We start from the raw sequence: 22,355 nt of genomic DNA, 5'->3' as shown, positions 1-22,355 counted from the left end.
CGCCCGATCTTTGGCGATCAGCGCGGCCGGGCCACATCGTCGTTGCCAGTATAACGGCAAGGCCGGGACCGACTTGAGACAGGCATCCCAAGCATAAGGCGAAACCGTGACCCCTCATCTCCAAGCCGTGGGCCTGGCCTGCGAGCGCGACTGGCGAATGCTCTTCGAAAACCTCGAATTGCACCTGGGCGCAGGCGACATGCTGCAGATCAGCGGCCCCAACGGCAGCGGCAAAACCAGCCTGTTGCGCCTAATGGCCGGGCTCATGAGCCCGACCGCCGGGCAGATTCTAGTCAGCGGCAAGCCGTTGGCCGAACAGCGCAACGAACTGGCGCGGATCCTCCTGTGGATCGGCCACGCCGCCGGCATCAAGGATGTCCTCAGCCCCGAAGAGAACCTCGCCTGGCTCTGCGCCCTGCATCGCCCGGCAGCGCCGGCGGCGATCCGCACGGCCCTTGAAGCGGTCGGCCTGCGCGGCTTCGAAGACGTCCCCTGCCACACCCTGTCGGCCGGCCAGCAACGCCGCGTGGCCCTGGCCCGGCTGTACCTGGACAGCCCGCCGCTGTGGATTCTCGACGAACCGTTCACTGCCCTCGACAAACAGGGCGTGGCCCAGCTCGAAGCGCACCTGGCCGCCCATTGCGAGCAGGGCGGCATGGTCGTGCTGACCACCCACCACACGCTGGAGCGCAAGCCGTCCGGTTACCGTGAACTGAACCTGGGGCAGTGGGCCGCATGAGTGTCTTTGTGCTGTTGTTGCGCCGTGAAGCGCGCCTGTTGTGCCGACGTCCCGCCGAGCTTGCCAACCCGCTGGTGTTCTTCGCCATCGTCGTTGCGCTGTTCCCGTTGGCGGTCGGACCCGAGACTCAATTGTTGCAAACCTTGTCTCCGGGGCTGGTCTGGGTGGCAGCGCTTTTATCGGTTCTGCTCTCGCTGGACGGGCTTTTCCGCAGTGATTTCGAGGATGGCTCGCTCGAACAGTGGGTCCTTTCGTCGCACCCCCTGCCTCTTCTGGTGCTGGCGAAAGTGCTGGCACACTGGGCCTTTTCCGGCCTGGCACTGGTATTGTTGGCACCCTTGCTGGCACTGATGCTAGGTTTGCCTGCGGCGTGCCTGCCGGTACTGCTGGCATCGCTCTTGCTCGGTACCCCGGTACTGAGCCTGTTGGGCGCCGTGGGTGCGGCCCTGACAGTCGGCTTGAAACGTGGCGGCCTGCTGCTGGCGCTACTTATTTTGCCGTTATATATCCCGGTATTGATCCTGGGCAGTGGCGCCTTGCAGGCGGCACTGCAAGCTATGCCGGCGACCGGTTATCTGCTCTGGCTTGGCAGCCTGACCGCCCTGGCAGTAACTCTGGCACCCTTTGCAATAGCGGCTGGCCTGAAGATCAGCGTCGGCGAATAATGAGGTCTGGGCCCAGCCCAGCAAAGACCCTGGATGTACCGTGATGAAAAGCAGCGCAATCAGCTGGACGTGGTTTCACAAACTGGGTTCACCCAAATGGTTCTATTCCATCAGCGGGCGGATGCTGCCGTGGCTGGCGATTGCCGCCATCCTGCTGATCGGCATCGGCGTGGTCTGGGGCCTGGCCTTCGCGCCCCAGGATTACCAGCAAGGTAATAGCTTCCGGATCATCTACATCCACGTGCCGGCGGCGATGCTTGCCCAGTCCTGCTACGTGATGCTGGCGGTGGCCGGGGTGGTGGGCCTGGTGTGGAAGATGAAGATCGCCGACGTCGCCCTGCAATGCGCGGCGCCCATCGGCGCCTGGATGACCGCCGTGGCGCTGGTCACCGGCGCCATCTGGGGCAAGCCGACCTGGGGCAGCTGGTGGGTCTGGGATGCGCGACTGACGTCGATGCTGATCCTGCTTTTTCTGTACTTCGGTCTCATTGCCCTGAGCCATGCCATCAGCAATCGTGAGAGCGCGGCCAAGGCCTGCGCGGTGCTGGCCATTGTCGGGGTGATCAACATCCCGATCATCAAGTACTCGGTGGAGTGGTGGAACACCCTGCACCAGGGCGCCACCTTCACCCTCACCGAAAAGCCGGCGATGCCCGTCGAGATGTGGCTGCCGCTGCTGCTGACGGTGCTGGGTTTCTACTGCTTCTTCGGCGCCGTGCTGTTGCTGCGCATGCGCCTTGAAGTGCTCAAGCGCGAGGCGCGCGCCAGCTGGGTCAAGGAGGAGGTATTGAACAGCCTGGGTCGGGAGATGGCGCGATGAGCTTTGCCTCCTTCAGTGATTTTCTCGCCATGGGCCATCACGGCCTGTACGTCTGGTCGGCCTACGGCATCTGCCTGCTGGTGCTGGCCCTCAACGTCGCCGCGCCGGTGCGCGCCAAGCGCCGTTATTTGCAAGAACAGGCGCGCCGTCTGCGCCGGGAGAACAAACCGTGAATCCGCAGCGTAAAAAGCGTCTGTTCATCATCCTCGGCCTGCTGGCCGGGATTGGCATTGCCGTGGGCCTGGCCCTGAGTGCCCTGCAACAGAACATCAACCTGTTCTACACCCCGACCCAGATCGCCAACGGCGAAGCGCCGCTGGACACCCGCATCCGCGCTGGCGGCATGGTCGAGAAAGGCTCGCTGCAACGCTCCGGCGACTCGCTGGACGTGCGCTTCGTGGTCACCGACTTCAACAAGTCGGTGCCGATCACCTACCGCGGCATCCTCCCCGACCTGTTCCGCGAAGGGCAGGGCATCGTCGCCCTGGGCAAGCTCAACGCCGAAGGCGTGGTAGTGGCCGATGAAGTGCTGGCCAAGCACGACGAGAAATACATGCCGCCAGAGGTCACCAAGGCCCTCAAGGAAAGCGGCCAGGTCGCCACCGATGCCGGAGCCAAGCCATGAATGCGGCACTGATCATTCCTGAACTGGGCCAGCTGGCGATGATCCTGGCGATCTGCTTCGCCTGCGTCCAGGCCACCATCCCGCTGCTCGGCGCCTGGCGCGGCGACAGCCTGTGGATGAGCCTGGCGCGCCCGGCCGCCTGGGGCCAGTTCGCCTTTCTGGCGTTCGCCTTCGCCTGCCTGACCCACGCCTTCATGACCGACAACTTCTCGGTCGCCTATGTGGCCAACAACTCCAACAGCGCCTTGCCCTGGTACTTCAAGTTCAGCGCCGTGTGGGGCGCCCACGAGGGCTCGCTGCTGCTGTGGGCGATGATCCTCGGCGGCTGGACCTTTGCCGTGTCGATCTTCTCCCGGCAATTGCCGCAGGTGATGCTGGCGCGGGTGCTGGCGGTGATGGGCATGATCAGCGTCGGCTTCCTGTCGTTCCTGATCATCACCTCCAACCCGTTCAAGCGCCTGCTGCCGCAGATGCCGAGTGACGGCGCCGACCTCAACCCGCTGCTGCAGGACATCGGCCTGATCGTTCACCCGCCGATGCTGTACATGGGCTACGTGGGCTTCTCGGTGGCCTTCGCCTTCGCCATCGCCGCCTTGCTTGGCGGGCGCCTGGACGCCGCCTGGGCGCGCTGGTCGCGGCCGTGGACCATCGTCGCCTGGGCCTTCCTCGGTATCGGCATCACCCTCGGTTCCTGGTGGGCCTATTACGAGCTGGGCTGGGGCGGCTGGTGGTTCTGGGACCCGGTCGAGAACGCCTCGTTCATGCCCTGGCTGGTCGGCACCGCGCTGATTCACTCGCTGGCGGTCACCGAGAAGCGCGGCGTGTTCAAGAGCTGGACGGTGCTGTTGGCCATTGCCGCGTTCTCCCTGAGCCTGCTGGGTACCTTCCTGGTGCGTTCCGGGGTACTGACCTCGGTGCATGCCTTCGCCTCCGACCCTGAGCGCGGCATCTTCATCCTGATCTTCCTGCTGTTCGTGGTCGGCGGTTCGCTGACCCTGTTCGCCCTGCGCGCGCCAGTGGTCAAGAGCCAGGTCGGCTTTGCCCTGTGGTCGCGGGAAACCCTGCTGCTGGCCAATAATCTGATACTGGTGGTGGCGGCGTCGATGATCCTGCTCGGCACCCTTTACCCGCTGATTCTCGATGCCCTGACCGGGGCCAAGCTGTCGGTCGGCCCGCCGTACTTCGATGCGCTGTTCATCCCGTTGATGGCGCTGTTGATGGTGGTCATGGCGGTGGGCGTGCTGGTGCGCTGGAAAGACACCCCGAGCAAATGGCTGCTGGGCATGCTCACCCCGGTGCTGATCGCCAGCGCCGTGCTGGCGCCGATCGGCGGCCTGCTGGTGGATGACTTTGACTGGCAGGTGCTGACCACCTTTGCCCTGGCTGCGTGGATTGTCCTGGCCGGGGCCCGCGACATCCTCGACAAGACCCGCCACAAAGGCTTGTTCAAGGGCCTGCGCGGCCTCAACCGCAGCTACTGGGGCATGCACGTCGCCCACCTGGGCCTGGCGGTGTGCGCCCTGGGCGTGGTGCTGTCGAGCAACAACAGCGCCGAACGCGACCTGCGCCTGGCGCCGGGCGAGTCGGTGGAGCTGGCCGGTTACCAGTTCATCTTCGAGGGCGCCAAGCATTTTGAGGGGCCGAACTTCACCTCCGACAAGGGCACCGTGCGGGTGGTCGAAAACGGTCGTGAGATCAGCGTGCTGCACCCGGAAAAACGCCTGTACACCGTGCAGCAGTCGATGATGACCGAAGCCGGCATCGATGCCGGTTTCACCCGTGATCTCTACGTCGCCCTCGGCGAGCCGCTGGATAACGGCGCCTGGGCGGTGCGGGTGCACGTCAAACCGTTTGTGCGCTGGATCTGGCTGGGCGGCCTGCTGACCGGCCTGGGCGGTTTGCTGGCGGCACTGGATGGTCGCTATCGCGTCAAGGTCAAAACCCGTGTGCGTGAGGCACTGGGCATGTCTGGAGCTACTGCATGAAGCGTTGGATCATGGTGCTGCCGCTGGCGGTGTTTCTGCTGGTGGCGGTGTTTCTCTACCGCGGGCTGTTCCTCGACCCGAGCGAACTGCCCTCGGCGATGATCGGCAAGCCGTTCCCGGCCTTTGCCCTGCAATCGGTCGACGGCAAGCCGCTGACCGAGGCCGACCTGCTCGGCAAGCCGGCGCTGGTCAACGTCTGGGCCACCTGGTGCCCGTCGTGCAAGGTCGAGCACCCGTACCTGAACAAGCTGGCCGAGCAGGGCGTGGTGATCCACGGCGTCAACTACAAGGACGACAACGCCGCCGCACTGAAGTGGCTGGCCGAGTTCCACAACCCCTACCAGCTCGACATCCGTGACGAGCAGGGCAGCCTGGGCCTGGACCTGGGTGTTTATGGTGCGCCGGAAACCTTCCTGATCGATGCCAAGGGCGTCATCCGCTACAAGCACGTCGGGGTGGTTGACGCCACCGTTTGGCGCGAGCAACTGGCGCCGCAGTACCAGAGCCTGGTCGATGAGGCCAAGCCATGAAGCGCTGGCTGGCGGCCGCCGTGCTCGGCCTGAGCCTGGCCGGGGTAACCCAGGCGGCGATCGATACCTACCAGTTTGCCGATGAGGCGGAACGCGCGCGTTATCACGAGCTGACCAAGGAACTGCGCTGCCCCAAGTGCCAGAACCAGGACATCGCCGACTCCAACGCACCGATTGCCGCCGACCTGCGTCGGGAGATCTTCCGCATGCTCGGCGAGGGCCAGAGCAATCAGCAGATCATCGACTTCATGGTCGATCGCTACGGTGATTTCGTCCGCTACAAACCGGCCCTGAGCGCCCGCACCTGGCTGCTCTGGTTTGGCCCTGGCGTGTTGCTGCTGGGCGGCTTCACCGTGCTCGCGCTGATCGTGCGCAAGCGCCGTGGCCAGGCGGCAGCAGGCAACGCCGACCTTTCGTCCGAGGAGCGTGAGCGCCTCGCCAAATTGCTGGACAAAGAACAGACCCATGACTGATTTCTGGCTTGCTGCAGGCCTGCTGTTGCTGGTGGCCCTGAGCTTTTTGCTGATCCCGGTGTTGCGCGGCCGTCGTGCGCAACAGGAAGAAGACCGTACCGCCCTCAACGTCGCCCTGTATCAGGAGCGCGTCGCCGAACTGGCAAGCCAGCAGGCCGCCGGGGTGCTCGATGCCGAGCAGTTCGGCAAGGGCCGCGACGAGGCCGCGCGCGAGCTGCTGGCCGACACCGAGGGCGCTGAACCGCAGCGCCTGGGCCGCCTGGGCAAACCCTTGCCGCTGCTGGCGGCGGTGCTGGTGCCGCTGATGGGCCTGGGCCTGTACCTGCACTTTGGTGCCAGCGAGCAGGTCGAGCTGACCCAGCAGTTCGCCAAGGCGCCGCAGTCCATGGAAGAAATGACCCGCCGCCTGGAGCTGGCCGTCAAGGCCCAGCCGGATTCGGCCGAAGGCTTGTACTTCCTTGGCCGTGCCTACATGGCCCAGGAGCGTCCGGCCGACGCCGCCAACGTCTTCGAGCGTGCCGCCGCGGTTGCCGGGCGCCAGCCGGAGCTGCTCGGGCAGTGGGCGCAGGCGCTGTACTTTGCCAACAACAAGCAATGGAGCGGGCAATTGCAGGCCCTCACCGACGAAGCGCTCAAGGCCGACCCCAACGAAGTCACCAGCCTTGGCCTGCTGGGCATCGCTGCATTCGAGGCTGAGCACTACCAGCAAGCCATTGATTACTGGAACCGCCTGCTGGCGCAACTGCCCGAGGGCGACGCCTCGCGGGCAGCGTTGCAGGGCGGTATCGAGCGCGCCAGCGACAAGCTCAAGGCCGGCGAGGGCAAGGCCGCACCGGCAGTTGCCGAGCAGGGCACGGCACGCCTGAAGGTTCGGGTCGAGCTTGCGGCGGCGCTCAAGGACAAGGTCAAGGCCGATGACACTGTATTCATCTTTGCCCGTGCAAGTTCCGGCCCGCCGATGCCGCTGGCGGCCAAGCGGGTAACCGTGGCGCAGCTGCCGATCGAGGTCGAGCTGAGCGACAGCGACGCGATGATGCCGAACATGAAACTGTCGAGCTTCCCTGAAGTCCAACTGGTTGCGCGCATCTCTCGCGCTGGCCAGCCGACCCAGGGCGAATGGGTTGGCAAGGGTGCTCCGCTGGCCAGCAGCACGACCGCTGCGCAGCACCTGACCATCGACAGCCCGGACCAGTAAGAGACCGACTATGAACAGCATCGCACGCCTGACCCTTCTTTCCCTGGTTGTGGGCTTGAGTGCATGTACCGTTCACCAGCCCTCCGAACCCACCGCGCCGCCAATCGAAACCCTGCCGCCGGGCCCGGGCAGCAAGCCTGCGCCCAAGCCGGGCGCGGTGCCGAGCAAGCCGGCCGTGACCCCGGTGCCCAAGCCAGTGCAGCGTACCTCACCGAGCTTTGCGCCTCCGCCCGGTGGCGCCAGCCACTGGGACCCGCGCCTGGGCGTGTATGTGCTCGACGGCAAGACCAACACCTTCTATCGCCAGCGCACCTACTACCGCTGGAACAACGGCTGGAGCTGGTCGACCAACCTCAACGGCCCCTGGCAGGAAACCGACAGCAGCGGCGTGCCGGGCGGTCTGGGCCGGGCTTTCGCCCAGTAACCTGAGCTGCGCATAATGCCCCCTCGCCAATAGCCCGGGAGCAAGGCATGACACAAACGGTACTGGTGCTGGTAGAAACGGTCGACGACTACCTTCCCCTGTTGGAACACAACGGCTTTCGCCTGATCCGCGCGCAGACCCCGGCCTTGCGCGCCGAGGCCATTGCCCGCCATGGCAGCCAGATCGATGCAGTGCTGACCCGGGGTCCGCTGGGCCTGTACGCCGATGAAATGGCCGCGTTGCCCGCCTTGAAAATCATCTGTGTGATCGGTGCCGGTTACGAGCAGGTCGACCTTGCGGCCGCTGCTGCCCGGGGTATTACCGTGACCAACGGTGCTGGCGCCAATGCCACGGCGGTCGCCGACCATGCCATGGCCTTGCTGCTGGCGGTGGTGCGCGATATTCCCCGCGCCGATGCCTCGACCCGCCGTGGCGAGTGGAACCGGGTGATCAGCCCGTCGGTCAGCGGCAAGCGCCTGGGCATTCTCGGCCTCGGCGCGGTCGGCCTGGCGATCGCCAAGCGGGCGGCGCAGGGCTTCGACATGCCGGTGAATTACCACAACCGCACGCCGCGTAGCGACGTCGCTTATCACTATTGCGACAGCCCCCTGGCCTTGGCCCGGGAATCGGACTTTCTGATTGTCGCCACCCCGGGCGGCGCCGCTACTCGCCAGTTGATCGACAAGCCGGTGCTTGAAGCGCTGGGGGCAGAGGGCTTTCTGGTCAACATCGCCCGGGCCAGCGTCGTCAGCACGGCGGACCTGGTCGATGCCTTGGAAAACGGCGTGATCGCCGGTGCCGGGCTGGATGTGTTCGATGACGAACCGGCAGTGCCCGAAGCCCTGAAGGCCTTGCCCACGGTAGTGCTGACCCCGCACGTCGCCGGCCAGTCGCCGGAAGCGGCGCGCGACACCGTGGAACTGGTGCTACGCAACCTGCAGGCGTTTTTTGCCGGCGAGCCGGTGCTGACCCCGGTCACGGCCTGACAGCTGCTAGACTTGCCGGCTCTTCTCCCAGCAAGGAGCCTTGATCATGTCCCTGGAAAAACACGGTAGCTGCCTGTGCGGCGCCGTCAAACTCAGCGTCAGCCTTGAGAAAGCCAGCGTCAACGCCTGCCATTGCGGCATGTGCCGGCAGTGGGGCGGCGGGCCGTTTTTGTCGGTGCACTGCGCGCAGCCGGTGAAGTTCACCCGCGGCCAGCCGGTGTTCCATGACTCCTCCGACTGGGCCCAGCGCGGGTTCTGCGGCGCCTGTGGCACGCACCTGTTGTACCGGCTGAAATCCGGCAATTTCGACGCGGTGTCGGTGGGTGTACTTGAGGGTGACACCGACTGGGTGTTCGACCTACAGGTGTATGTCGACAAAAAGCCGGGCTACTACTGCTTCGCCAACCAGACTGAAGAAATGACCGCGGCGCAAGTTGAGGCCATGTTCAGCTAAGCGCCAGCAACCAGTCCTCGAACACCTGCGCCGCCGGCGAGCGCAGGGCCTGTTTGTCGTGCACCAGGTAGTCGGCTTGCCCGGTGTGCACGACAAACTCCGAGACCTGGCGGATCAGGCCGTTGTCGATCCGCTCGCGGGCCATGAACTCCCAGCCAAGGCCCACGCCCATCCCCTGCATCACCGCATCGAACACCAGGTTGACCTGGTTGAAGGTCACCGCATTGGCCGGCGCCTGGTAACGCAAGCCCTGATGGCCGAACCAGTCCTGCCAGTCCAGGCAGTTCCAGGCCGAGGCATCCAGCTGGATCAACGGCAAGGCTTGCAACTCACTCAGTGACTGCACAGCGGGCAGGGCACGTTTGACGCTGGCGATCGGGTAGATGGCCTCATCGAACAACTTGCTGGCCTTGAGCGAGCTCCAGTGGCCATGGCCATAGAGAATGCCGAAGTCGTAATTGCCAATATCGCTTTCGCTGATTTCGTTGCTGGCATGAATGTTCACCGTCAGCTCCGGGTGCTGTTCGTTGAAGCGCAGCAGGCGCGGAAACAACCAGTACTGGGCCACCGCATGGGTGCAGATGACGCTGACGTTGCGGCTGCCGTGGCCGCTTTTAAGACGCAGCACATTGGCCAGCAGGCTTTCCAGCATGGGCTCGACGATGGCATTGAAGCCGTCGCCGGCCGCCGTCAGCGCGATGCCCCGGGCGCGCCGCTCGAACAGCAGCGCGCCGAGGTGTTCTTCCAGCAGCTTGATCTGTTTGCTCACCGCGCTCTGGGTCAGGTACAGCTCGCTGGCCGCGCGGGTAAAGCTGCCGGTACGCACCACTGCCTCGAACGCGATCAGGGTGTCCAGGGGCGGCAGGTGACGGCTGAAGCGGCTCATGTGACGGTCCGGTCTGGGGAATGTCTGAATCATAAGGTCGATGCTTTCAGCGTGAAAGGTATTCCTGCAGGGAATGCCTGCATGCCGAATGATCTTTTGTCCAGGCGCTGTCCAGGCGTTAGCCTGCGCTCTTCTTAGATCAGGAGCAGGCACGTGAAACGGGGTGTGGCGTATGCCGGGGTAGCCGGTGCGATGTGGGGGCTGGTATTGATGGTGCCGCAGCTGTTGTCGGAGTTCAGCCCGGTGCTGCTCAGCTGCGCGCGTTTCGTGCTGTTCGGCCTGGTGACCCTGGTGCTGGCGATCCCCATGCGCAAGGCCCTCGGACGCCTGACCCTGGGCGACCTGTGGATGATCGGGCGCCTGGCGCTGATCGGCAACCTGCTGTACTTCATCTGCCTGGTGGCGGCGATCCAGCGCCTGGGTGTAGCGCCGGCGTCGTTGATTGTCGGCGTCCTGCCGCTGACCATCACCCTGTATGGCCGTCACGACAGCGGCGGGGTGGCGCTGCGTCAGTTGTTGCTGCCGCTGGGCCTGATCCTGGCCGGCATGCTGTGCATCAACCTGCAGACCTTTGCCCTCGAGCCGGGAGCGGTGGCCGACAAACTGGCCGGGGTACTTTATGCCCTCGGCGCGCTGGCCTGCTGGACCTGGTACGCGGTGCACAACAGCCGTTACCTCAAGCAGTGCGGGCATTTCGACAGCCATCAATGGTCGGTGCTCAACGGGGTGATGACCGGCGTGTTGAGCCTGGTGCTGGTGGCGCTGCTGGCGCTGTGGCAGCCGGCGCAGTTGCAGGTCGAGGCGGCGCCTGAGCGCTGGACGCTGTTCTGGCTGTACAGCCTGGGTTGCGCGGTGTTCGGCTCGTGGCTGGCGGCGCTGCTGTGGAATGCCGCGTCCAAGCGCATGCCAGTGACGTTGAGCGGCCAGTTGATCGTCTTCGAGACCCTGTTCGCTTTGCTCTACGCCTTCATCTGGCGTCAGAGCGGCCCGAGCCTGCTGGAGGGCCTGGCGATTGTCCTGGTGATCGGCGGCGTCTGCTGGTCGATGCGTCAGCACGAGCCGGGCAGGGTGGTGGTGACTGCCCAGGCTTGATCGCTGGCCTTGCAAAACCTCGCCAACCCTGCGAAAACGCTGGCCACCAAAGGCATATCCCGCTTCAACGAGGTCAAGCATGAGCAGCGAACTGCAAATCATCGATATCCAGCCAGGCGACGGCAAGGCCGTGGTCAAGGGCGCGCTGATCACCACCCAGTACACCGGCTGGCTCGCCGACGGCACGGAGTTCGATTCCTCCCACAGCCGTGGCAAGCCGTTCCAGTGCGTGATCGGCACCGGCCGGGTGATCAAGGGTTGGGACCAGGGCCTGATGGGCATGCAGGTCGGCGGCAAACGCAAACTGCTGGTGCCGGCGCACCTGGGCTATGGCGAGCGCAGCCTGGGCAAGATCCCGCCCAACTCCGACCTGACCTTCGAGATCGAGCTGCTCGAAGTCCTTACCCGCGACGATTGAGCGCCGTCGGTCTTAATTCAGCAACATCAAGGCGCTACAGTAGCTCTGGCTCAGGGCCGAGCGCTCAGGGATCGAACCAAATGGCATTCTTGCACTCTGAAGCATGCCCGATTCCACGGATGGAGCATCAGACAGGGATCCCCCGCGGCTTCGGCCGCGGGGTGGCACAGGCGGGTCAGCCTCAACCCTTTTTGCTGTGAAGAGCCCTATGAAGTTGCCCTCCCTGTTCAAGCGTCACCGTCACGCTGCGTTGTCCCTTGCCCTGCTTGCCGGTGTCGGCCTGCTGGCCGTCGAGGCGCTGGAAAGCCGCGCAGCACCTGTGGACGGTGTGCAGACCCTGGTGTTCCTGCGTCATGCCGAAAAGCCCGGCGAGGGCCTGGGGCAGCTCAACTGCCAGGGCCTGAACCGCGCCCTGGACCTGGCCACCTTGCTGCCGGAGAAGTTCGGCAAGGCCGACTATGTGTTCGCGGCCAACCCGTCCCGGCACGTCGAAGAGGGCAGCAACGACGACGCCTACAGCTATATCCGCCCGCTGATGACCATCAGCCCCAGTGCCATCAAGCTCGGCCTGCCGGTGAACATCGACTTCGGCGCCAACGATACCGGCGATCTGGCCGACGAACTGCTGCAGGACAAGTACCGCAACGCCACCGTCTATACCGCCTGGTCCCACGGCTACCTGCCGGAACTGATCAACACCGTGGCCGGCAAGGCCCTCGGTGAAAAACGGGTGATCACCGACGACTGGGACGGCGAGGACTTCGACTCGATGTACGTACTGACCCTGACCTGGCACGACGGCAAGGCCAGCCTGCTCAGCCGCAACTACAAGCAGGGCCTGAACAACGGCGAGCACAGCTGCCCGAGCTGATACTCAGTTCAGCGCTTCGAACTGCCCCTTGGCCTCGCGCCATTCAAACACCTTGCCCAGGCAATAGCTGTTGGCTTCTAGCAGCACCTGGGTACTGCCGCCTTCAAGACGCACCTTGACGCTGTCGATACCCTGGCTGTAGCAACCGGGCAGGCCTACGTCGAGGGTTTGCACGCGCTTGCCGCTGGCCTTGTCGATGACCTCGATGGTCTTCACCCGGTCGTGGTCATCGGCCAGCGGAATCTGGAAATAGAAACGCTCGGTAGAGGCCGCCTGGGGCAGTGACGCAGTGCCGGCAGGCCAGACCTGTTGATGACCGAAGTCCGCTACCAGGCGCAACTCCAGGGGAAGTTGCCGGGCATTGGCGTAGGCCGTCCAGGTGCCGAGTATCGGCTTGGTGGCGGCGTTGTCATCGGGGTTGTAGAACTTCAGCCGAGCGGTGGGCAGACCGGCGCTGTCCAGTTCGTCCATGAACAACTGGCGGCCGGCGTTGACCGAGCGCTTGAGGCGGATCGGCGTGCGGTAGCGGTCGTAAAAGTAGAAACCGTGCTTGTAGTCATTGGTTTTCTCGATCACCAGGGTGATCGCCTGCTTGCCCAGGGTGCCCTGGTAAACGGACTGGTAAGCCTGGGCGCCCAGGCTCAGGCCGAGCAACCCGGCGCCCAGCAGGCATTTGCCCAAGGTGTTCATTGGTTGCGCTCCCTGGCTTGTTGCTCGGTCTTGAGCTCATAGCGATTGCTGTCGGCTTGATACACGTAGTACTGCGGGTCTTGCCCTGCAGCACCGCCGCTGGCCAATTGCCCGACCGGGATGGCCTTGAAATCGGTCACACCGTCAGCGTTGAAGTCGGCAAAACTCAGGCTCGCAGTGCCCTGGAAAAACAGCGCCAGGTTATCGATGACCTGCACCGGCTGGCCGCTGGTGCGATCGAGGACAGTGATGCGATCGATGGTGCCGACATACTCGCCGGCGGCCTTGTGTGCATGCACGCGAAATAGCCGGCGGCCGTCCAGCGGCAGTTGCAGCAGTTCGCCCTGCCAGGACGAATCCTGACGGTCGCTGAAGCGGGTCACGCGCTTGAGCGCCAGCGCCTGTCGTTCGCGGTTGCGCAGATCAACCCGGGTGCCGGTCAGCTCGCGGTCGTGGCTGAAGGCAAACGGCTGAATCAGCAGTGCAGCGGACGGCAGCTCCGGGTTGTTGAAGATGTTGATCAACAGCGGCAAGCGATAGTCATGGGGCGTGCGCTCAAGGGGGATCAGCCACTGGCGCTGTTCATCAAGCCAGTAACCCTCGAGGGTCTTGTGCTGGGCGTCGTAGGTCAGGGCGACTTCAATGGCGGTGTCGCCCTGGGTGCCGCGATAGACGTGCACGGGCGGCACGGCCAGGACGGTGGCACTGGCGAACAGCGCGGCAAACGCAATGAAAAGTCGAACCATGCTGCGATCCTTGCAAAGGTGGGGGCGCAAGGATGGGCTGCTTGTCAGCGCTTTTCAAGGCGAGACGCGCGGCTAACGTGGGCGATCTGTTCTTCGGCCCGTTCGCTGAACAGTTGCAAGAGGTCGTCGAGCGTGTGCGGCTGGCTTTCGTTGGCGCGGGTCAGGGCGTACAGGGTAATCGGCAAGGCCGGGTCCAACGGCCGCACCAGCGTTTGCGCCGACCCTTGGGCGGTGAACGGATCGATCAAGGCCAGCCCGGCTCCGGATTCGACCATGGCCCGGGCCAGGGAGTAGGTCTGCACCCGGATGCTGGTGCGCGGCGCCGGCTCAAGGTTCTTCAGGTACTGGCCGACCTGGGCGGCCAGCGGGTCGCTGCTGCTCAGGCCGATCAAGGGCGCATCGGCCAGTTCTTCAACTGCCAGCGCCAAGCCCTGGCTGTCTGCGCTCCAGTAGCCTTTGGGGGCCAGTGCCACCAGCTTGCCGTGGGCCAGGGGCTGGACATTCAGGCCGGGGTGTTCGGGGTGGCGCAAGGTCAGGGCGACATCGATTTCGCGCATCAGCAACTGCTGCACCAGCTCGCGGCTGTGCAGGCTCGACAGTTCGCATTCGGACTGCGGGTGGCGCTCGGCCCATTGGCGGATCACCGGCGCAAACAACGCCAGGGCCAGCGCCGGCGTCGCCCCGATGCGCAGGCGCATGCCCGGTTGCCGGCGCAGGCTGGCGGCCAGGCGCCGCACCCCTTCAACGCTGTCGCTGACCTTGTCGACTTCGCGTTCCAGGGCCAGGGCTTCGGGGGTGATCTGCAACTTGCCGCGCACCCGCAGGAACAGCGGGAAACCCAGCTGCGCTTCGGCGTGCTGGAGTATTTTCGACACCGCCGGCTGGGTGACGTGCAGCAACTGCGCGGCGCCGCTGATGGAGCCGGTCTGGCGGATGGCCTGGAACACTTCGATATGACGCAAGCGCATGGGGTCGCCCATAACCTTTGTTTATGGTCTGCCCATTTTTATTCATTATCGTCAGGCTGTCACCGGGCCTAGTCTGAAGGCCTTCAGATTGGCGGATGAAAGCACATGGCACAGCGGGTAACGGTGATCGGCGGCGGCGTGATTGGTCTGGCAACGGCCTACGCGCTGGTGCGCGAAGGCTTTGCCGTCGATCTGGTCGAGGCACGCGAGGGCCTGGCGGGCGGCACCAGCTTTGCCAATGGCGGGCAGTTGTCCTATCGCTATGTCGCGCCGCTGGCCGATGCCGGGGTGCCGTTGCAGGCGCTGGGCTGGCTGCTGCGCAGCGAGTCACCGCTCAAGTTACGCCCGCGCCTGGACCTGGCGCAGTGGCGCTGGATGGGCGCGTTCATGGCGGCGTGTCGCAGTTCGGTCAATCGCACCAATGCCGCACACCTGCTGCGCCTGGCCTTGCACAGCCAGGGTACGCTCAAGCAATGGCGCGAGGACGATGGCCTGGACGGCTTTGCCTGGCGGCGCAATGGCAAGCTGGTGACCTTTCGTAATCGCGCAACCTTTGCCCATGCCCGCCAGCACCTGCTCGACCCGCAGGGCCAGCAGGTGCTGGATGCGCAGGAGATCCGCGCGCTGGAACCGGCCCTGGCCGATGCGCCGTTCATTGGCGGGGTGTTCACCGCGGATGAAGAGGTCGCCGATTGTCATCGTTTCTGCCTGGCCCTGGTCGAGCGCCTGCAGGCGTCGGGGCAATGCCGCCTGATGCTCGGGCAGGCAGTGACGCGCATCCGCCACAGTGGTGGGGTAGTGCAGGCGCTGGAGCTGAGCGAGCAGGTCGTGCCGGTGGAGCGCCTGGTGCTGTGCGCCGGGCACCGCAGCGCCAGCCTCGGCCTGCCGGGGCTGCAGTTGCCGATCTATCCGCTCAAGGGCTACAGCCTGACCGCACCGATCAAGGCCGGGCAGCGGGCACCGCAGGTAAGCATCACCGACTACGACCGCAAAATCGTCTATGCCCGCCTCGAAGACCAACTGCGCGTCGCCGCCATGGTCGACATCGTCGGCTTTGATGAATCGCTCGATCCGGCACGGCTGGCCAGCATGCGCCAGTTGGCCGGGGCGACCTTGCCCGATGCCGCCGACTACGCCCAGGCCCGCGAATGGGCCGGCATGCGCCCGGCCACCCCCAGCGGCGTACCGTTGCTCGGGGCCACGGCGTACCGCAACCTGTGGCTCAATCTTGGCCATGGCGCCCTGGGTTTCACCCTGGCCTGCGCCAGTGGCCAGCTGTTGGCCGAACTGATCGCGGGTCGCGCGCCGTCAATCGACCTGCACGGCCTGACCCCACGGGCGGCCTGAACCGAACAAGAACAACAACCGCAAGGAGTGTCCCGATGTCGATTCCCCGTTTGCACCGTCCTGCTCTGCTTGCCCTGTCATTGTGTTTTGCCCAGCCGCTGCTGGCGCAAACGCCGACGCTCAGCGGCAGCCTGAAGAAGATCGCCGAATCCGGCAGCATCACCCTCGGCTATCGCGACTCGTCCATTCCGTTTTCTTATGTGGGCGACCACAGCGGCAAGCCCATGGGCTATTCGGTCGATCTTGCGGCTGAGATCGTCAAGCACCTGCAGGCCAAGCTGGCGGTGCCGCCGCTCAAGGTGCGCTACAACCTGGTGACTTCGCAGACGCGCATCCCGCTGGTGCAGAACGGCACGGTCGATCTGGAGTGCGGCACCACCGGGGTCACCGCCGAGCGGCAGAAGCAGGTGGATTTCTCCTATGGCTTTATTTTCGTCAAAGGCCAGTTGCTGACCAAAAAAGACAGCGGCATCCAGGGCCTGGATGACCTCAAGGGCAAGAATGTGGTCAGCACCGCCGGCACCACCAACGAGAAGTACCTGAAGAACTACAACCTGGAGCACCAGTTGGGGGCTTCGGTGATCAGTGCCAAGGACCACGGCGAGGCGTTCATGATGCTGCAGTCCGGGCGCGCGGCGGCGTTCTACATGGATGATGCGCTGCTGTACGGCGAGCGGGCCAAGGCGCGCAATCCGCACGACTGGGTGGTGGTGGGCGAGGCGCAATCGAAGGAGATCTACAGCTGCATGGTGCGCAAGGGCGATGATGGCTTGCTGGCGCTGGTCAATGAAGCGTTGGCGGATGTCTATCGCAGCGGGCGCATCGAGTCGATCTACAACCGCTGGTTCCAGCAGCCGATTCCACCCAATGGCCTGAATCTGGAGTTTGCGATGACCAGTGAACTGAAGGGCCTGATTGCCAGGCCGTCGAGCGAGCCGGTGCAGTAGTTTCTGCGCTGTTATCAGGCCATCGGCGGCAAGCGCCGTTTCACCGGGGTCTTCTTGACGATCGCGGTGTTGGTCTCGGCGTGGCTGTTGAGCTTGTCCAGCACGGTATCGAGCTCTTCCATCGAGCGCACGTGCAGGCGCGCGATAAAGCAGTCATCGCCGGTGACCTTGTCGCACTCGGTGAACTCGGGGATGGCCATGATCTGCCGCTCCACTTCCTGCAGTTGCCCGGGCAGCGGCCGCACGCGGACGATGGCCTGTAGCTGGTAGCCGAAGCAGCGCGGGTCGATCTCTACCGTGTAGCCCTTGAGCACGCCACGCTCTTCAAGGCGGCGCAGGCGTTCGCTGACGCTCGGTGCTGACAGCCCGCTGAGCTGCGCCAGGGCCTTGAGCGAGCGCCGCGAGTCTTCCATCAGTGCCTTGATCAACAGTTGGTCGATATCGTCGGTCATACAGGCCTCGTTAGGCAAAATGCGAAAACTGCCTTGATAGTAAAGGTACAAGGTCAGTCTAGCCTGTTTTATCCACTGGAACGGTCGCCGCTGCCCTTGCCATAATTTACCCATCGTCAAGGAGGTGAGTGATGGACAGTTCAATCCGCCGTGGGTCGTTCGAGATGGTCGCCGCGATGTTGATATCCGGGACCATTGGCTGGTTCGTGCTGGTGTCCGGGCAACCGGTACTGGATGTGGTGTTCTGGCGCTGTGTGTTCGGTGCTGGCACCTTGCTGCTGATCTGCCTGGCCATGGGCTTTCTCAAGCCCGGTATCCTGACCCTGGCCACCTTCGCCCTGGCGGTACTCAGCGGCGTGGCCATCGTCGGCAACTGGGTGCTGCTGTTTGCCTCCTACTCACGCGCCTCGATTGCAATCGGCACTGCGGTATACAACGTCCAGCCGTTCATGCTGGTGGGCCTGGCGGCGCTGTTTCTCGGTGAGAAAATCACCGCGCCCAAGCTGTTCTGGCTAGCGGTCTCCTTTGCCGGCATGCTGGCGATCGTCAGTGCCCATGGCAGCCAGGATGGCACTGGCAACGACTACCTGCTGGGCATCGCCCTGGCCCTGGGCGCGGCGTTTCTGTACGCCGTGGCGGCGCTGATCATCAAGCGCCTGAGCGGCACGCCGCCGCACCTGATCGCGCTGATCCAGGTGTGCACCGGCATCCTCCTGCTGGCGCCCTGGGCCAATACCAGTGGCCTGCCGGGCGACGTCGGTGCGCTGGCCAGCCTGGTGACCCTGGGCATCGTCCACACCGGGGTGATGTATGTACTGCTGTACGGCGCGATCCAGAAGCTGCCGACCGCCTTGACCGGGGCGCTGTCGTTCATCTACCCGATCGCAGCGATTTTCGTCGACTGGTTCGCCTTTGGCCATCGCCTGGCGCCGCTGCAATGGCTGGGTGTGGCCGCGATCCTGCTGGCCGCGGCCGGCATGCAGCAAGGCTGGTGGTTCAAGCCTGCGCTCAAGGCCCCGGCGGTCAAGCCAGACTGACGGCTGCGCGATCGATCAGGGCGGCCACTTCGGCGGCCCTGGACACCAGCGAGGCATGGCTGGCCTCCAGGGTCAGCAGCTCCTTGGGCTGCAGGCGTTCTGCCATGAGTTTCTGGTTGTCCGGGTGGATCATCCGGTCCTGGGTCGAGAGCTGGTACCAGCTGGGTTTGTGCTTCCATGCGGGCTCACCGATGGTGTCACCGAAGGTGCTGGCCAGTGGCGCCTTCTGGGTCACGCTCATCACCAACCCTTCATCCTTGCTCAGGTCCTGGCAAAAGCTTTCGTGCAGTTTGTCGGGTTTGATCCACAGGTAGCCATCGCCATCCGGTTGCAGGTTGGCTGCCGCTTGCGGCGGGTTCTTGGCGGTGATGGCGCCGGGGCTTTCGCCGCTGTCGGGGGCGAAGGCGGCGATGTACACAAGGCCGGCGACATTGGCCTGGTTGCCCATCTGGGTAATCACCGCACCGCCGTAGGAATGCCCGACCAGCAGCACCTTGCCGGGTATCGAGGCGACCATTATGCGCGTGCGTTCAGCGTCATCGGCAAGCGAGGTCAAGGGCATCTCCACCGCATGCAGGTTGCGGTGGCCCAGGCGTGACAGTTCGAGGATGACCCGGCTCCAGTGGGCGGCGCCGCCCCAGAAACCATGGACCAGGACTATGGACGGAGTGTCGCTCATGATCGTTCTCCAGCACAGGGGTGGAATGCTAGTGTAGATGCTTGTACCTGTTTATGAAGGACCGCGCCGATGGCCCAGAACATCTACGACAATCCGGATTTTTTCCACGGTTACAGCCAGCTCGGGCGCTCGCGCGAAGGCCTGGCCGGTGCTGCCGAATGGCCGGCACTGCAAGCACTGTTGCCGCCAGTGGAGGGCCTTGATGTGGTCGACCTCGGTTGCGGTTACGGCTGGTTCTGCCGCTGGGCGGCGGAGCAGGGCGCAGCCTCGGTGCTGGGCCTGGACGTCTCGTCGCTGATGCTCGACAAGGCGCGGTCGAGCACGCTCGAGGCGCGCATCCGCTACGCCCGCGAAGACCTCGACACTCTGGAATTGCCCAAGGCCGCCTTCGATCTTGCCTACAGTTCCCTGACCCTGCATTACATTGACGATCTGCCGCGCCTGTTCGCCAGCGTGCACGCGGCCTTGCGCCCGGGTGCACGGCTGGTGTTCTCGATCGAGCATCCGATCTACATGGCTTCGCGCAATCCTGGCTGGATCGTCGCTGCGGACGGCGGCAAGACCTGGCCGGTGGACAGCTATCAGCACGAGGGCCAGCGCGTGACCAACTGGCTGGCCGATGGCGTGATCAAGTACCACCGCACCCTGGGCACCTTGCTCAATCAGCTGATTGGCGCCGGTTTTACTCTGGCCCATGTACAGGAGTGGGGGCCGAGCGCTGAACAGATCCAGGCCTGCCCGGCATTGGCCGAAGAGCAGGAACGGCCCATGCTGTGTCTGGTGGCTGCGCACCGTTGAATCGCGCGGGTCGAACCTGATCTGGCAGGGTAGAATAGCCGGCTTTACCCGATTGAATCTGCCCATGACCTCTGTGATCGACACCCTCCAGCAGCACCTGCTCGCCGCCCTCGACCCGGCGCCGAGCGAAACCCGGCGCCTGTTCCATGGCCGCGGGCGCTGCTGGCCGGGGCTTGAGCAGATCACCGTGGACTGGCTGCAGGGGGTGTTGCTGGTGTCGCTGTTTCGCCAGCCGCCCGAGGGCCAGTTGCCGGCCCTGGAGCAGATGCTCCTGACGCTTGCCCAGGCGCCAGGCTGGCGCGGCCAGGCCATTCTGATTCAGCACCGCTACCTGCCGGACAGCCCCGGGCAGTGGCTGCTGGGTACCCCCAGCGAGCACTGGTTGATCGATGAGGACGGCTTGCGCTATCAGCTGGACCTGGGCCTCAAGCAGAACACCGGTCTGTTCCTCGACATGCGCTATGGTCGGCGCTGGGTGCGTGAGCAGGCGGCGGGCAAGCGCGTGCTCAACCTGTTCGCCTACACCTGCGGTTTTTCGCTGGCGGCGATTGCCGGTGGCGCCGAGCAGGTGGTCAACCTGGACATGGCGCGCTCGGCATTGAGCCGCGGGCGCGATAACCATCGGCTCAACGGCCATGACCTGGGCAAGGTGAGTTTTCTTGGCCATGAGCTGTTCAAGTCGTGGGGCAAGGTGCGCAAGTCCGGGCCCTATGACTTGATCATCATCGACCCGCCAAGCTTCCAGAAGGGCAGCTTTGTCCTGACCCAGGACTACCGCAAGATCCTGCGGCGCCTGCCGGAGTTGTTGAACGCCGGCGGCACGGTGCTGGCCTGCGTCAACGACCCGGCCGTTGGCCCGGACTTTCTCATCGAAGGCATGGCTGAGCAAGCACCGGAGCTGAGCTTTGTCGAACGCCTGGCCAACCCGCCGGAGTTTCCCGACAGCGATCCGGCGGGTGGCTTGAAGGCGCTGGTGTTCAGGGCCCTTGTGTAGGAGCGGGCTTGCCCGCGATGCGATGTGGCGGACAGAATGCTATCGCGGGGCAAGCCCGCTCCTACTTGGCTAAGCGCCGCCAGCCCAGCACCACACCGCTGACACTGAGCACCAGCCCGCCCAGGCTGAAGGCGATCATCCAGGCATCCCACAATGGCCGCCGTTGCAACAGCGGTAGCCAGTCCCAACTGTGCAGCAACGAGAACAACCAGCGCGACACGCGCCGCGGCTGGTCCAGTACACCCAGCACCTCGCCGGTGTACAGGTCCAGGTGCAGCCAGGTCTGTTGCGGGTCTGCAAAGCGTACGCGCAACACTGGCAAGCGCTTTTCCAGGTGGCCGAGCATGCTTTGCTCGGCCCGGGCGTAGTAGTAGAAGTCGTAGGCTTCAAGCTGCTCGCTGTACATCTGGCCCTGGGGCAGGATCGCTTGTGCGGCGCGCTCCAGCACCTCCCGCGGCAGGCGTTCGAGCACCTGGCCGTCGGCCATCGACAGCACCCGCGTGCGCCCGGCGCCATCATGACCGACCAGGTACCCCGCACCCGCAATCAAGCGCCACTCCATCTCACGGGCCTTGAAACCTTGCGGGTCGAACCGCGCCAGCGCCTCAGAGGCCGACAGCGGAAAAGCCGCCGCGGTCAACGGCCCGCCTTGATAGGCCGCAACACTCAACGGCATTGAGCTGCTGAACAGCCGCCACGGGTTCATCGACATCAAGCCACTGAAAATCCAGGTAATCGCCAGCACGCCAAACAGCAAGCCGCCAATATGGTGCCAGCGGGCAAAGCCCCGGTAGGGCGAGCGCGAGCCACTGCGGTAGGGCTTGCGCAGGCGCCAGCGCAGGATCCCGATCACCGCGCCAAGCAACGCCATCAGCGTGCCGGCCAGCGACAGGCTGATCACCAGGTTGCTCCACAGGCCGTCGACGCCAATGCCGCGTAATGGATACAGCCAGTGCAGCCAGGCGCCGACCAGGTTCCAGCCGCGCTCCAGGGCGCTGGCATCGCGCACCACTTCGCCGGTATGGCCGGAGATGTACAGCAGGGTGCGTGCGCCATCGTCGAGCTGCACCCGCTGCAGCGGGCGCTCGGCGTCGAGGGCGCGCGAGTGGCTCCACAGGTCTTCGGTCACCACCCCGGCATAACGGGCTGTTGCCTGCGGATCGTATTGATGCGCACTGGCCAGGGCCTGTTCGCGATCGATCGCCTGCAGGCGCTGGCCCGTGCGGGCGTCCACCGCCACGCTGGCCCGGCCTGGATAACTGAACAGGTAGCGCGGCGTGCCGGCCACCGTGCTCAGGCGGATGCTGGCCGGGGTGCGCTCGGCATCGGCACTGCGCAGGGCAGTGCCGAGGTCGACGCAGCAATCCTGAACGCGCAACTGCGGCAGGTGAGCGTAGTGCTCGCGCGGGGTCAGCTTGGGGTAGCCGACATACAGCATGACCATCCCCGAGAAGAACCACAGGGCCATGAACAGGCATAAGCCGATGCCCAGCCAGCGGTGCCACAGGTACAGGTAACGTTTCATCGGCGGCGT

Annotated in this window: 27 protein-coding genes; 20 read left to right on the top strand and 7 right to left on the bottom strand. The window is 64.7% G+C overall.

The window, feature by feature from the left end:
- The first annotated feature begins 106 nt into the window (after nt 1–106).
- From ccmA to BLR26_RS22045, 12 genes are read left to right on the top strand one after another with little or no spacing between them, the layout of a single operon-like run.
- Nucleotides 107–739: a cytochrome c biogenesis heme-transporting ATPase CcmA gene (ccmA, locus tag BLR26_RS22100; RefSeq protein WP_045200338.1), complete on the top strand. Its 633-nt coding sequence runs from the start codon at nt 107–109 to the stop codon at nt 737–739.
- On the top strand, nt 736–1,404 hold the full coding sequence (ccmB, locus tag BLR26_RS22095) for a heme exporter protein CcmB (protein ID WP_026001415.1): 669 nt from the start codon (nt 736–738) through the stop codon (nt 1,402–1,404). The genes ccmA and ccmB overlap by 4 nt, the downstream gene beginning before the upstream one ends.
- Before the next feature lie 43 nt (nt 1,405–1,447).
- Entirely contained in the window at nt 1,448–2,224 is a 777-nt protein-coding gene (locus BLR26_RS22090; protein ID WP_093385574.1) for a heme ABC transporter permease, read from the top strand.
- Nucleotides 2,221–2,397 (top strand): heme exporter protein CcmD, encoded by a 177-nt coding sequence (gene ccmD / locus BLR26_RS22085; RefSeq protein WP_038996352.1) that lies wholly within the window; start codon nt 2,221–2,223, stop codon nt 2,395–2,397. Before BLR26_RS22090 ends, ccmD begins: the two co-directional genes overlap by 4 nt.
- Nucleotides 2,394–2,849 (top strand): cytochrome c maturation protein CcmE, encoded by a 456-nt coding sequence (gene ccmE / locus BLR26_RS22080; protein ID WP_045200340.1) that lies wholly within the window; start codon nt 2,394–2,396, stop codon nt 2,847–2,849. Before ccmD ends, ccmE begins: the two co-directional genes overlap by 4 nt.
- 11 nt (nt 2,850–2,860) lie before the next feature.
- Nucleotides 2,861–4,834: a heme lyase CcmF/NrfE family subunit gene (locus BLR26_RS22075; protein WP_176794336.1), complete on the top strand. Its 1,974-nt coding sequence runs from the start codon at nt 2,861–2,863 to the stop codon at nt 4,832–4,834.
- Entirely contained in the window at nt 4,831–5,364 is a 534-nt protein-coding gene (locus BLR26_RS22070) for a DsbE family thiol:disulfide interchange protein (protein WP_045200344.1), read from the top strand. Before BLR26_RS22075 ends, BLR26_RS22070 begins: the two co-directional genes overlap by 4 nt.
- The gene (locus BLR26_RS22065; RefSeq protein WP_045200346.1) at nt 5,361–5,837 is read left to right on the top strand and encodes a cytochrome c-type biogenesis protein; all 477 of its coding nucleotides are present in this window, start codon (nt 5,361–5,363) and stop codon (nt 5,835–5,837) included. The genes BLR26_RS22070 and BLR26_RS22065 overlap by 4 nt, the downstream gene beginning before the upstream one ends.
- The gene (gene ccmI / locus BLR26_RS22060) at nt 5,830–7,032 is read left to right on the top strand and encodes a c-type cytochrome biogenesis protein CcmI (protein WP_045200348.1); all 1,203 of its coding nucleotides are present in this window, start codon (nt 5,830–5,832) and stop codon (nt 7,030–7,032) included. The genes BLR26_RS22065 and ccmI overlap by 8 nt, the downstream gene beginning before the upstream one ends.
- Before the next feature lie 10 nt (nt 7,033–7,042).
- On the top strand, nt 7,043–7,456 hold the full coding sequence (locus tag BLR26_RS22055; protein WP_045200350.1) for a lipoprotein: 414 nt from the start codon (nt 7,043–7,045) through the stop codon (nt 7,454–7,456).
- Between the two features lie 47 nt (nt 7,457–7,503).
- Nucleotides 7,504–8,442, top strand: coding sequence for a 2-hydroxyacid dehydrogenase (locus BLR26_RS22050; RefSeq protein WP_045200352.1), 939 nt, complete (start codon nt 7,504–7,506; stop codon nt 8,440–8,442).
- A 46-nt stretch (nt 8,443–8,488) separates the two neighbouring features.
- On the top strand, nt 8,489–8,896 hold the full coding sequence (locus BLR26_RS22045) for a GFA family protein (RefSeq protein ID WP_093385570.1): 408 nt from the start codon (nt 8,489–8,491) through the stop codon (nt 8,894–8,896).
- On the opposite strand, the gene BLR26_RS22040 is transcribed toward BLR26_RS22045, so the two are convergent.
- Nucleotides 8,889–9,782 (bottom strand): LysR substrate-binding domain-containing protein, encoded by an 894-nt coding sequence (locus BLR26_RS22040; protein WP_093385566.1) that lies wholly within the window; start codon nt 9,780–9,782, stop codon nt 8,889–8,891. The genes BLR26_RS22045 and BLR26_RS22040 overlap by 8 nt on opposite strands.
- 153 nt (nt 9,783–9,935) lie before the next feature.
- On the opposite strand from BLR26_RS22040, the gene BLR26_RS22035 reads away from it, so the two are divergent.
- The 3 genes from BLR26_RS22035 to BLR26_RS22025 all read left to right on the top strand — a co-directional run bounded on the left by BLR26_RS22035 (nt 9,936) and on the right by BLR26_RS22025 (nt 12,163).
- Complete coding sequence (locus BLR26_RS22035) at nt 9,936–10,874, top strand: DMT family transporter (protein WP_093385562.1); 939 nt, start codon at nt 9,936–9,938, stop codon at nt 10,872–10,874.
- A 79-nt stretch (nt 10,875–10,953) separates the two neighbouring features.
- The gene (locus BLR26_RS22030) at nt 10,954–11,292 is read left to right on the top strand and encodes an FKBP-type peptidyl-prolyl cis-trans isomerase (protein ID WP_045200360.1); all 339 of its coding nucleotides are present in this window, start codon (nt 10,954–10,956) and stop codon (nt 11,290–11,292) included.
- Nucleotides 11,293–11,500: 208 nt separating this feature from the next.
- Nucleotides 11,501–12,163: a hypothetical protein gene (locus tag BLR26_RS22025; protein ID WP_045200362.1), complete on the top strand. Its 663-nt coding sequence runs from the start codon at nt 11,501–11,503 to the stop codon at nt 12,161–12,163.
- A 3-nt stretch (nt 12,164–12,166) separates the two neighbouring features.
- On the opposite strand, the gene BLR26_RS22020 is transcribed toward BLR26_RS22025, so the two are convergent.
- Genes BLR26_RS22020 through BLR26_RS22010 form a run of 3 tightly spaced genes read right to left on the bottom strand, consistent with a single transcriptional unit; the run spans nt 12,167 to nt 14,567 of the window.
- Nucleotides 12,167–12,853 carry a hypothetical protein gene (locus BLR26_RS22020; protein ID WP_093385558.1) on the bottom strand — a complete coding sequence of 229 codons (687 nt, stop codon included), beginning with the start codon at nt 12,851–12,853 and terminating at the stop codon, nt 12,167–12,169.
- Nucleotides 12,850–13,599 (bottom strand): hypothetical protein, encoded by a 750-nt coding sequence (locus tag BLR26_RS22015; RefSeq protein ID WP_093385553.1) that lies wholly within the window; start codon nt 13,597–13,599, stop codon nt 12,850–12,852. The genes BLR26_RS22020 and BLR26_RS22015 overlap by 4 nt, the downstream gene beginning before the upstream one ends.
- Nucleotides 13,600–13,643: 44 nt before the next feature.
- Nucleotides 13,644–14,567, bottom strand: coding sequence for a LysR family transcriptional regulator (locus tag BLR26_RS22010; protein WP_093387641.1), 924 nt, complete (start codon nt 14,565–14,567; stop codon nt 13,644–13,646).
- A 105-nt stretch (nt 14,568–14,672) separates the two neighbouring features.
- On the opposite strand from BLR26_RS22010, the gene BLR26_RS22005 reads away from it, so the two are divergent.
- Both BLR26_RS22005 and BLR26_RS22000 read left to right on the top strand, forming a co-directional pair.
- Nucleotides 14,673–15,914 (top strand): D-amino acid dehydrogenase, encoded by a 1,242-nt coding sequence (locus BLR26_RS22005; protein ID WP_093385550.1) that lies wholly within the window; start codon nt 14,673–14,675, stop codon nt 15,912–15,914.
- A gap of 35 nt (nt 15,915–15,949) precedes the next feature.
- The gene (locus tag BLR26_RS22000; protein ID WP_176794286.1) at nt 15,950–16,861 is read left to right on the top strand and encodes a transporter substrate-binding domain-containing protein; all 912 of its coding nucleotides are present in this window, start codon (nt 15,950–15,952) and stop codon (nt 16,859–16,861) included.
- 14 nt (nt 16,862–16,875) lie between these two features.
- Here BLR26_RS22000 and BLR26_RS21995 read toward each other — a convergent pair whose 3' ends face one another.
- Nucleotides 16,876–17,313, bottom strand: coding sequence for an Lrp/AsnC family transcriptional regulator (locus tag BLR26_RS21995; RefSeq protein WP_045200368.1), 438 nt, complete (start codon nt 17,311–17,313; stop codon nt 16,876–16,878).
- 131 nt (nt 17,314–17,444) lie between these two features.
- Between BLR26_RS21995 and BLR26_RS21990 the strand changes: the two genes are divergently transcribed.
- Nucleotides 17,445–18,350, top strand: a complete 906-nt coding sequence (locus BLR26_RS21990; protein ID WP_093385546.1) for a DMT family transporter — start codon at nt 17,445–17,447, stop codon at nt 18,348–18,350.
- Here the strand turns inward: BLR26_RS21990 and BLR26_RS21985 are convergent.
- On the bottom strand, nt 18,337–19,029 hold the full coding sequence (locus BLR26_RS21985; protein WP_093385540.1) for an alpha/beta hydrolase: 693 nt from the start codon (nt 19,027–19,029) through the stop codon (nt 18,337–18,339). The genes BLR26_RS21990 and BLR26_RS21985 overlap by 14 nt on opposite strands.
- A 69-nt stretch (nt 19,030–19,098) precedes the next feature.
- Here BLR26_RS21985 and BLR26_RS21980 point away from each other — a divergent pair, with 69 nt between their 5' ends.
- Both BLR26_RS21980 and BLR26_RS21975 read left to right on the top strand, forming a co-directional pair.
- Complete coding sequence (locus BLR26_RS21980) at nt 19,099–19,827, top strand: class I SAM-dependent methyltransferase (RefSeq protein ID WP_093385535.1); 729 nt, start codon at nt 19,099–19,101, stop codon at nt 19,825–19,827.
- A gap of 64 nt (nt 19,828–19,891) precedes the next feature.
- Nucleotides 19,892–20,821, top strand: a complete 930-nt coding sequence (locus BLR26_RS21975) for a class I SAM-dependent methyltransferase (protein ID WP_045200376.1) — start codon at nt 19,892–19,894, stop codon at nt 20,819–20,821.
- Nucleotides 20,822–20,882: 61 nt separating this feature from the next.
- Here BLR26_RS21975 and BLR26_RS21970 read toward each other — a convergent pair whose 3' ends face one another.
- A complete protein-coding gene (locus tag BLR26_RS21970; RefSeq protein ID WP_093385530.1) occupies nt 20,883–22,346 on the bottom strand; it encodes a PepSY domain-containing protein in 1,464 nt (487 codons plus the stop codon).
- Nucleotides 22,347–22,355: the final 9 nt, after the last annotated feature.

The sequence above is a fragment of the Pseudomonas sp. UC 17F4 genome (assembly GCF_900101695.1).
Taxonomy (GTDB): Bacteria; Pseudomonadota; Gammaproteobacteria; order Pseudomonadales; family Pseudomonadaceae; genus Aquipseudomonas.
The sequence above is the reverse complement of the archived record's forward strand: the minus strand, read 5'-3'. Positions and strand labels throughout refer to the sequence as shown.